This is a genomic window from Deinococcus sp. (genome assembly GCF_018260555.1).
Classification (GTDB): Bacteria; Deinococcota; Deinococci; order Deinococcales; family Deinococcaceae; genus Deinococcus.
On sequence record NZ_JAGLBB010000079.1, the window covers coordinates 1 to 9,918 of the forward strand.

Genomic DNA, 9,918 nt, shown 5'->3' on the forward strand with positions numbered 1-9,918 from the left:
TTTGAAAGCAGCTTCTTAGCAATTTATAGGGCTGAATTCAGATTCTGAGCAATTTACCCTGCTGAGCAGTTACCGGAACTTCACCGGATTGCCTACTCCACGTCCGGCACCCACCCTGCTCCTACTCGCGTCCGCTCGGACCCAGCGGCTTTGCAGCCCATTCAATCCGAGTCCGTATCAGTCAACAGACACGGTGCTCAGAAGACCGGCGCGTGCTCTGGCCGGCCGTTCCAGCGGTGGGGCCGGTTATCCAGCGCGAAGGTCTCCAGGGAGGTGAGGAAGGCCCAGCGCGCCTTAGGCGTCGCGCCTGTGTCTTGGATCAGCGCGGCGCGCAGCGGATGGTGGCTGTCGATCAGGTAGGAATTGCGGCGGTGCAGGCGCTCGACGAAGCGCTGGGCAGGCAGCTTGCCTCCCTTCCCGCTGTTACAGTCCGTGCACGCCAGCACGAGGTTCCACACTGCGTTGAGGTCAGTGTTCTGAAGTCGGTAGCCGAGCACCCACGGGAACACGTGGTCGACGTGGCACGCCGCGCCGGAGGTTGTATCGATGGGGGCGTAGCAATAGAAGCAGTGGCCCTTCTGGTAACCGCTGAGGGCGGGGCGCAGCGGCGTGAGGGGCACGCGCGTCTGGTGCCGCCACGGCACCAGCACCAACTCGCCGGTCGCGTCGTCGTAGGTGGGGGAGCGGATGAGAGCACCCGTCCTCTGTGACCACGCGTGCTCGACAAGCGTCCATCGGGCCTCGACCTCGGCCGCCAACTGAGTGCGCTGGTCTGGGGTGAGGCCCAGCAGCGCGTCAGTGAGTACCAGTGACCGCCGGCGGCCGCGCTGCAGCTGGAAGAATTCGACGGCGGACTCCCCGCCCGGCAGGCGGTGGTACACGTCGAGCACATAACGGAAGGCGTGCTGCACCGTCAGGGCATGGAAGGTATCTCCGTCCAGCTGGCCGCGCAGGTGCGCGGCGGCCCCCTCCAGGAACACGCTACCGGGCATGGTGCCCTGTACCCGGCCGCGGCGCACGTGATCGAGGAGCGGCGCAGCTCAGGGCGAACTTGTACGACGCCGTGTTCGGCCCGAACAGCACGATGCTGCGGAAGTACGTGGCGTCGTCCGCGGCCGACTGGATGAAGCCGGGCATGCCTGCACCGTCACTGCGCACGTCTTGAACCATAGATCGGGGTGACCCGACCCATCAGTTCACGAGGTCTACTCCGCATCTCGACCGGACCTCAGCGAGGATCAAGGCCTCACGCTCGGCCAGGAAGTGGTCATACACATTCTCAATCGCCTCTGGTGACAGGGTGTCATCCGCCCACATCAGGTCGTCTCTCGCCGCGCCGCCGAGAAAATGCGTGGCCAGGACCTTCTCGGACGCGCCATTCGGGAACACCTTGTCCCAGGCGGTGTACTCGCTTGGGGATTTATCGCGGATAAGCCGGTTGGTCTCGTCGCTGATCAGGGTGCGGTTGAGCACCGTGTTCACTAGGGTGCGGCGGGTGATTCCCGCCCGCCTGAGATAAGCGCGCGGGAAGATGTGATGATCCTCGAGCTTCTGCAGGGTCAGCGCCTCGTTCCGCCGCCAGTCACGCGCGCCATTCAGGGCCAGCAGGCAGAACACGCCCGAGTACACGGAACTGCCCGATGACGCGGAGCCCCGGATGGAATACGCCGGCGTGCCCATACGCGCCTGCGCCTCGGCGAACACGCCAGGCTCGCTCCCGCCAGCCCAGTACGCCAGAAGATCCGTGAAATCCCGGCGCGCCTTGGTTTCGACGGCGCTGGAGTACCGCTCCAGGAAGACGCTGCACCAGTACCAGCGGCGCAGACTCGCGCGCTCGAACCCGACGAGCTTCTGTTCCTCGATGCGCTGGCGACCAGCGGCCAGCACCGCAATCAGGCCGGTACCTGGCAACCATTGCCGGTCGAACACCCCGAAGCCGTCTGGGCCGATCGATTCGAGGTGCTCCAGGGCCCGCTCGACCCCCTGCGCGGCGCGGTTCCAGTCCTTCTGAAACTCTTTGGGAGAGAGCTTGATCAGTTCCTTGGGCGTGGGCGTGACGTCGCGCAGCAACGCCAACACGCGCAGAATGATCACCCCGAGCTTCAGGGTCTCGGCCTTGCCGCCCGACCAGTCATTCAGGCGGCTGTGTTGGTCGCACGACGCGCGCCACAGGTCGTGGAGTTTGATGCCCGAGCGGTACAACCGGGCGGTCAGCAGGTCATACACGCTGAGCTCGACGCCGTTCGAGTTGAGCTTCTCGAAAATCGCGCAGATGCGGCCCAGCGCGTCGGGATCACTCTCCTCGACCTGTGGGAGTTCCACGACGGCCACCTGGAAGGTCTGGAAGCGCGTGACGAGTTCCGTCCAGGGGTCGCGCCACTCGTCCCTGTACTGCTGCTGCCTGGCCTTGTCGGTCGCGCTGAGGTGATCGTCGAGCTTGTCCTTCCATTTTGAGAAGGTGCCGCTCTCGAGCAGCGCCGTGCACGGCAGCAGCAGCCGCTCGAACTGCCCCTCCGGCGTGGCCAGGTCGCCGAGATCCTCCGTGGCGACGTCGAACACAATGCCGTCGTCGTCAATGTCGCTGAGCGCCTTCTGTAGATCCACGAAGAAGCGCCGGGGCTTGCTCGTCTCTTTGAGGTTGTACTCGGGGGCCGTCAGGGCGTACATCAGCGAGGTCAGGCGCTGCTGACCGTCGAGCACGAGCTGCTTGGGCCGGGGCGACGTGCCCTTGGGTTTCGCGCCACGCAGGAAACTGGGCTGGAACGGCGGATGATCGGGGTTGGTGTGGAGTAGGAGCACCGAGCCCACGTAGTAGCCGCGTAGCACCGAGCGCACGAGATCCGCTACCTGCTCGCGTGGCCACACGAAGTCCCGCTGGAATTCCGGCAGGCACAGGTCGCCGTGATGGGCCTGCTCAACGAGGGCCACGAGCTTGCGCTTGTCTGGGGTGATGTCCATGAATAAGGCATACTACGCGGTGGACGGAACGCGCACTGCCGCAAGTTCGCGGCACGGAGACCAGAAGTGGGCGGAACACCCGGAGCGTACCTGGGATCCGCAAGAATGAAGGCTGCTCCGTTGGGCAGCCTTCGCGGGTGGAGACGACCGTTGCTCTACTGCCGCTGCGGACACCGGGGAAAGTGGAGACCACCTGTCAAACGCCCCCCACCTGACTGCCGAAGTCGGATGGACTGCAGGGGTCACGTCCAGCGCGATTCACACCAGATCCCTGAACAAGCCGGTCAATCACTCCTTTTCGCCGTTTCAGATGAGAAAAAACACTCTTTGCCTGTCATGGGACCCCCACCTGACTGCCGAATACACCCCCCACCTGACTGCCGAACGGACCCCCACCTGACTGCCGTCAATTCGGGTCGCGGACGTGACCTATTCACCCCCACCTGACTGCCGAAGGGATCCAAATAACACCGATCCAGACGGCCAATAACCCACTTGCCACTGCCGGGGCGTATGACAGACCGGCTCTCGGATGGTCAGAAACCATGCCTTAGAGTGGCGTATCGGATTTCCAGTCAGGCCCCGCGGTCACGATCCGAGGAGCCCACTGCGGAATTTGACACATCTATGTTGTAAACTTGCATCACCAGGAGGTCATCTGAACCAACCCGATCCAGCCTGACAGCCCAAAAGAAAACCCCCGCTGGCCGGCGGGAGTTCTCAGGATCTCGATAGACGAGGAAAGAACGAACGTGTCCTCAGTCTACCGGGCAGACCCCCTGTTGTACAAGAGGAGCCCCCACCGAATGCCTCACCCTTCAGACACCGGGAGTGTCCATGGACACTCCCCGTCCGTCTCCCCGGCCGTGCAGCGGGTCGCGGACACCCTGCGAGCCGGACGCACCCCTGCCTGCTCGCCCGCGGAACTCACGGCCGCCCTGCGGTACCTGAGCGACAAGGCCCGCGCCGACGCCCAGCACCGGGCCCGGCAGGAGGAAGGCGCGCAGCGCTTCAAGGCCGCCCTGCGCAGCTCCGTGCAGCCCCCCCTGCTGAGCGGCCCGCGTCCCGTGCCCGCACCACGGGGCACCCTACCCACCCCGGCCACACCGGTCAGCGCGCCCACCGTGCAGGCCGCGGTGACCAGCACCCTCCTGGCCCTGCAGGCAGCCAAACCCCACGCACACCAGGCCCATATCGAACGCGCCCTGGCCCTGGCTGAAGCGCGCATCACCGCCCGGATCAGACCACGCGCCCGCCACAGGGCCCGCCTGACCTACCGCGCGCTGGTCGAAGCCACCTACACACTGATTCATGCCCGGCGCCACAACGCCCAGGCCATCACCAGTTACTGCTGGTTCACGGTGCTCGATGCACTTCCCCTGGCCACGGGACTGAGCACCGCCACCTGCGAACGCGCCACCCGTGACCTCCGTGAAAGCGGCCTCCTGGCCACCTGGAGTGACTGGACCACCACCGAATTCCTGAACCGCGAGACCGGCGAGGTCTTCGAAAAGCGGGCCAGAACCGGCGTCTGGGTCTGCGTCCTGCTCACGCCCAGGGACGGCCTGAACGCCCGCATCCACCCGGCAGAACTTCCACGCGACGACCAGGGCCAGCTGATCACCCACCGGGACCTGACGGCCGACCGCAAGGCCGGGCACACCGCCTGGCAGTTCAGACAGGAAGTGAGGGAATCACTTACCCACACAGTGGGCAACCATTCTTCTCAGGACCTTCTGCACTGGTCGTTACCAAAAACCAGACAGAAATCCCTGGTTACTAGAGATTCCCTCACTTCCCACCCCACGACTGACCTGGCCGAGTTCATGATGACCGCCGGGCCGCGCGAACTGGTCGAGGTGCTCAGCGCCCTGCGGACCGAGTTCCCCCAGCGCCGACGTGACGCTGTGCAGGCCGCCGGTACCGCCCTGGCCAGGGTGTTCAATGACCAGCAGAGCGTCCGGCACTACTACCGGGTGCTGTGGCGGGCGCTGCAGGCGGACCTCCAGGGTCTGCGCGGTCTGGACACCCTTCAGACTGAGATGCACCGGGTCCTCATCGATATGCGGGAGCTGCATATCAAACATCCTGGCGCGATGCTCACCAGCCGCCTGAAAGAATCGGACTGGTGGAACGCGGTCTACAGGGCCGCCTGACGGAACGACATTGACACCTGAAAGAGTGACCTTCCCGAAAGCTCACTATCCGTTGTAGACGTGCCTCAATTCAGTTGAACCAGAGTGAACTCTCTTCACGTGTCCGTGCAGGACACCGTGACCCACGAGGAGGGCTGTCATGACCGGACTCACACAGGAGAAACTCGTCTACACTCCCAAAGAACTTGAACCCCTGCTGCAGCTTTCCAAGAACACCATCAATGCCCTGCTGCGCTCGGGACGTCTGCGCAGCATACGGGTAGGTCGTCGCTACCTGATTCCACGCGAAGCACTCCAGCAGTTCCTCGCGGGTAGCTCAAAGTCTTGAACTGAAGTCACCTGTCAATGATGCGAACCTCAGCCTCAGACGCCTTTCAAACGTTGGGGTCAGCCTGCGTACGATCTCAGATCGTAACTGCTCAGCACGATAAACACGGCAAAAAACGCTTGTTCCCGTTTTGTATGAGCATAATATTTACTGCAAATCTGCCTTGGACGAACCAATTCGCCCATATCGGCAATTTCAGTCATTTGAAAGCAGCTTCTTAGCAATTTATAGGGCTGAATTCAGATTCTGAGCAATTTACCCTGCTGAGCAGTTACCTCAGATCTTCAACTGGCCAGTTCCACAGACAGCACTGCACAGTCACACACCAGTTCCCCCGGGCATTTCCCGTTACGGACTGCCATCTGTTACCTGGAGCTGGCAGCGTGCGCTCTGCACACCGCAGGATTGCCTGGTTCCTGCATGTTCCGCTGGCTTGAAGGGGTGGCGGGAGCGGTTCAGTTCGAGCCTGTCGGGGTCTCTGTCCGGCAGCTCGAGCGGTGATATAACTTTACAGGATACTCGTATCATCTGCGGGAAGCAGGTGACCTTTTCCGTATCCCGGGGAGGACACATGACAGCTCAGGAAAGCTCACCCATGACCGATGACTGGACACCGCACCCGGCAGCCCCGCAGGAAGCCACGGCCAGGCCGCACCCACCCTTCATCCGCCTGAGTGAACTGGTGAACGCGCTGCCCGTGGAACAACGCGCGAGGTGGCTGTCCTACTACCGGGCCGCCGTCAAAGCAGGAGAGGTGACCGCGTACGTCCTGGCTGAGAAGTTCAGCTACGACTCCGGCAACGCGAAGCACAAGAAGAGCCAGGTCAGCCGGTACGAGGAAGCGGTCGCCAGCACGCCTGACTTTCAGATCTGGCTCCAGCAGACGCGGCACAGAGCCGCGCGTGAAGTGAGGCGATCCATGTCCGCCGGCGCAGGTCGGATCGCCGTGACCATGAATGAACTGCTGAGCGGCGCCCTGGACCTGCCAGCACTCGCCCAGGCCAACCGGAACCTCAAGACCCCGGACGTCCCCAGACGGAAGAAGATCCGACGGCAGGCCACGCCCGGCGGACGACGGCGCCGGACGGACCACTGATGGACTTTCGCGGCCCTGCTCACGCTGCCTTACTGGCGAGGCTGCAACGGACGGCTGGCTTGCAGGGCGGCACTCGGGCACACGGGATGTCCAGGTGCACAGGCCTGAGCACCGGCACGGAAGCGCCCACAGCAGCCCGGCCGCACCCGGACACGGGTAGGTCCGAACAACGCTCGGGGGAGAGACAGCCGTGGAGCACGGGCCGCCGCAGTTCATCATCTCTGCGGTCAGGGGGAAGGTCTCACGGAGGTAGGCAGGATAAGGGCGCACGTGCGTTGGGTGTTTTCTCGCGCTGGCACATGCTTTTTCGCACGTTGATTGCGTTATTCGCACGTGGATCTGACGTGCTGTAAGCGCACACGTTCGTTTTTTGTCCTGCCAGTCGTGGTTTTTCGCACGTGCGACGGTCAGTTTTAAGGAAAAGGCGGCGGAAATGCGAAAGAAGATCACGACGTATGTGGATGAGGACGTAGCGGACGCGCTGGAGCGGGTGGCGCTGGCAAAAAATCAGTCGCTGTCAGCCGTGGCGGCTGAACTGCTGGAAAAGGGGGTGGTCGTGCAGGCGGGCGAGTGGGGGGAATCCATGGTGGTGCCTCTGCTGGAGGAGGTGATCCGGAAGGAGGTGGCGACCGGGTTCAACCGGATGGCGAAGCTGCTGGTGCGCGTGGGGCTGGAGTCAGGAACAGCGCGCGGCCTGATCGCGCACCAGCTCACGCTGACGGAGGGCATGGACCGTGAGAAGGTACGCCGGATCTCGGAGGGGTACTGGGCCGACGCGGTGCGCCGGTTGAAGACGCCGATTGAGGACATGCCGGAGTTGCTTCAGGCCCTGACAGAGACCAGTGTGCGTAGCCGCGCGCCAGGTGTGCCCGCCACGGCTGAGGGCTGATGGGACGACCAGAGTTTGAAGGGGTCAGCGGGCGGGTCATGCAGCACGCCTCTGTCCGTTTATCTGGCGCACGCCGCATGGCGAGCGTGCGGAGCAATGGGAGGCGCAGCAGTGGCACCAGCACCCGCACGGTGGTCAAGACAACATTTTCGTTCGTCAGGACGAAGGGCGGGAAGGTCAGGAGCAGCGGCGTGCAGAAGGCCAAGGACGCGGCCCAGTATTACGGGCATCGGCCAGACAAGGACGGGGTGCGCCAGTACCGCGAAGGATTCAACGCCGAGCGGGAGGACCTGAGCAAGCACGAGGTGGCCAAGTTCATTGAGGAGGAGGCCAGGAAACCGGAGAGCGTCTACGCCTACCGGATGATCATGTCGCCGGGCGCCCCCATGAACGAGCAGCAGGTCAAGGACTGGGCACGCAGCACCCTGGAGCGCCACGGCGTCTCCCAGTACGTCGCGTTCGCCCACGCCGGTGAGCACGCCCACACCGATCACGCGCACGTCCATGTGATGTTCATGCGGCAAGAGAAGTTGGAGCGTGACGATTTCAAGGCCCTGCGTGTGGTGGGCGATGACGAGTCCGACAAGCAGCTGAAGGCTGAACAGGAACTGGACCGGCAGAAGGTGCAGGAGAACACCCGTGAGCGCCTGTCCCAGATCGAGCTTGGCGGGTAGGACGTGCCCCGTCGACTTCCGGAGAACGGCGGGAAGAGCGCCGCCCTTCTCCTTCATCTCCCGCAGCACGTTCTCCGTGCTGCTCGCTCCGCTCGGGGTGAGTGCGAAGCACTCACCCGCACAGGATTCCAGGAGGGAAGAGGATGGCCACACGGGTCAACATCGATCAGCGGCCGCGGCTGATGCAGTTCGCGGGCGGCGCTCTGCTGATGACGGCGGTGCTGTACAGCGCGCAGTCGTTCCTGCACGCGAACGCGGGCCTGTTCGGAACCGCGCGGACGCGGGTGCTCCAGCAACGCGGCGAGTTCAACACCGCGCAGTACCTCGGGCAGTGCATGCAGTCAGGGGCGTGCCGTGAGGCGTACGTCACGACGTGGTTTCACAACACGGCGCCGCTGCGGATGGCGTGGTATGTGACTGGATTCCTCTGGGGTGGAACGCTGCTGCTGGTGGGTTCGGCGTGGAAGCCGGAGATGGCGATGAACCGCGCGACGCGCATGAGGTCGTGGGCTCAGTTCAACCTGCCGGAGAAGTCCGCTGCGGAACCAGGGGGCTGGAGATGACCGTCAATTACGGGGCGTTTCTGGTGCGGATCTTCGGGTACTCGGTGGCGGCGTTCCTGATCGCCTACATTCTGTTGGCGGGTCTGCCGGCGTGGCTGCTGCTGTGGCCGCCGGTGATCGCGGTGGCGGGTCACGTGTTCGCGCTGGGCCGGGAGACGCGGTATCAGGCGCTGTACAACGCGCACTGGGCGTCGCAGAAGGAGATTCAGCTCCTCAAGAGTCACTTTCCGCTGAAGAACGGCGTGATGCTGGGCTTCGCGTACGGCCATGTGTTCGGGATCGCGCCCGGGACGTTCGGGCAGCGGGAACTGGGCCACGTGCTGGTATGCGGGCCGTCACGGTCGGGGAAGGGTCTGCACCTGACGAGCAACCTGCTGTCCTGGGAGCACAGTGCCGTGGTGGTGGACATCAAGGGCGAGCTGTTCCGGCTGACGGCTGCCAGGCGGGCGGCGATGGGTCAGCGCATCATCGTCCTGAACCCGACGGGCAAGGGGCACCGTTACGATCCGTTCCGCGAGCTGGCGACCGACGAGGCGATCCGGAGCGTGGCCACGATGATTCTCGATCCGGACGCGGACGGGAGCAATGCGGCGTTCGGGCGGCGCGGGACGTTCGCGCTGGTGGCGGCGATCAAGGCGGCGCTGATTCTGGAGCAGCCAGTGCTGCCGTTCATTCGCCGGGTGACGGCGCAGGGCCTGGAGGGCTTCTGCAAGGAGCTGTGGCGGGTTGATAACCCAGTGGTGCGGGAATCGCTGGTGGACTTCCTGCGGGAAGATCCACTGAAGTTCGACTGGGATTCCGTGGCGGGGAACAAGTACCTGGACAACACCTGGACGGGGATGCTGACGAAGTTGCAGCCGCTCTTCTCCGAAGGCATCCTGCGGATGACGGGTGCGAGTGACTTCCGGGCGCTGGATCTGGTGAGCTCTCCCACGACGGTCTACCTGGTGTTCATGGAGTCTGAGCTGGAGTACACCGGCACGGCCTTCCGCACGCTGCTGCTGGCCATGATCAACACCCTGATCCGGCACTTTGACCTGAACCCGGATGCCCAGACCCTGCCGCTGCTGTTCGGCTTTGACGAGGCGGGGCGCCTTTCGATCCCGAAGCTGGACGATCTGGTGTCCACGGTGGCGGGGCGTGGGATGGTGGCCATGATTTACGTCCAGTCGATTTCCTGACATCTTTCAGTTCTAAGCCACATGCTGGCGAGTGCCGTCCCAGACGGCTAAAATCCGTTCCATTTCTCTTTCC

Annotated in this window: 10 protein-coding genes; 7 read left to right on the forward strand and 3 right to left on the reverse strand. The window is 63.8% G+C overall.

The annotated features are described in order from the left end of the window. Positions 1-197 precede the first annotated feature (197 nt). The 3 genes from QZ271_RS12650 to QZ271_RS12660 are packed head-to-tail and all read right to left on the reverse strand — an operon-like array spanning position 198 to position 2,958. On the reverse strand, positions 198-992 hold the full coding sequence (locus QZ271_RS12650) for an HNH endonuclease (RefSeq protein WP_291432027.1): 795 nt from the start codon (positions 990-992) through the stop codon (positions 198-200). After that, positions 982-1,158, reverse strand: coding sequence for a hypothetical protein (locus tag QZ271_RS12655; protein WP_291432028.1), 177 nt, complete (start codon positions 1,156-1,158; stop codon positions 982-984). The genes QZ271_RS12650 and QZ271_RS12655 overlap by 11 nt, the downstream gene beginning before the upstream one ends. 33 nt (positions 1,159-1,191) lie before the next feature. Then, positions 1,192-2,958 carry a DUF262 domain-containing protein gene (locus QZ271_RS12660; RefSeq protein ID WP_291432030.1) on the reverse strand — a complete coding sequence of 589 codons (1,767 nt, stop codon included), beginning with the start codon at positions 2,956-2,958 and terminating at the stop codon, positions 1,192-1,194. An 806-nt stretch (positions 2,959-3,764) separates the two neighbouring features. On the opposite strand from QZ271_RS12660, the gene QZ271_RS12665 reads away from it, so the two are divergent. The 7 genes from QZ271_RS12665 (at position 3,765) to QZ271_RS12695 (ending at position 9,845) form a co-directional block, all read left to right on the forward strand. Continuing rightward, on the forward strand, positions 3,765-5,114 hold the full coding sequence (locus QZ271_RS12665; RefSeq protein WP_291432032.1) for a hypothetical protein: 1,350 nt from the start codon (positions 3,765-3,767) through the stop codon (positions 5,112-5,114). A 139-nt stretch (positions 5,115-5,253) separates the two neighbouring features. Then, the gene (locus QZ271_RS12670; RefSeq protein ID WP_291432034.1) at positions 5,254-5,442 is read left to right on the forward strand and encodes a helix-turn-helix domain-containing protein; all 189 of its coding nucleotides are present in this window, start codon (positions 5,254-5,256) and stop codon (positions 5,440-5,442) included. Positions 5,443-6,037: 595 nt separating this feature from the next. Then, positions 6,038-6,538 (forward strand): hypothetical protein, encoded by a 501-nt coding sequence (locus QZ271_RS12675; RefSeq protein WP_291432036.1) that lies wholly within the window; start codon positions 6,038-6,040, stop codon positions 6,536-6,538. A 370-nt stretch (positions 6,539-6,908) separates the two neighbouring features. Beyond that, positions 6,909-7,427: a hypothetical protein gene (locus QZ271_RS12680; RefSeq protein WP_291432037.1), complete on the forward strand. Its 519-nt coding sequence runs from the start codon at positions 6,909-6,911 to the stop codon at positions 7,425-7,427. Continuing rightward, on the forward strand, positions 7,427-8,101 hold the full coding sequence (locus tag QZ271_RS12685; RefSeq protein ID WP_291432039.1) for a relaxase/mobilization nuclease: 675 nt from the start codon (positions 7,427-7,429) through the stop codon (positions 8,099-8,101). The genes QZ271_RS12680 and QZ271_RS12685 overlap by 1 nt, the downstream gene beginning before the upstream one ends. Positions 8,102-8,244: 143 nt before the next feature. Continuing rightward, positions 8,245-8,664, forward strand: coding sequence for a hypothetical protein (locus QZ271_RS12690; protein ID WP_291432041.1), 420 nt, complete (start codon positions 8,245-8,247; stop codon positions 8,662-8,664). Positions 8,665-8,708: 44 nt separating this feature from the next. Next, on the forward strand, positions 8,709-9,845 hold the full coding sequence (locus tag QZ271_RS12695) for a type IV secretory system conjugative DNA transfer family protein (protein ID WP_291432042.1): 1,137 nt from the start codon (positions 8,709-8,711) through the stop codon (positions 9,843-9,845). The last annotated feature ends 73 nt before the right edge of the window (positions 9,846-9,918 follow it).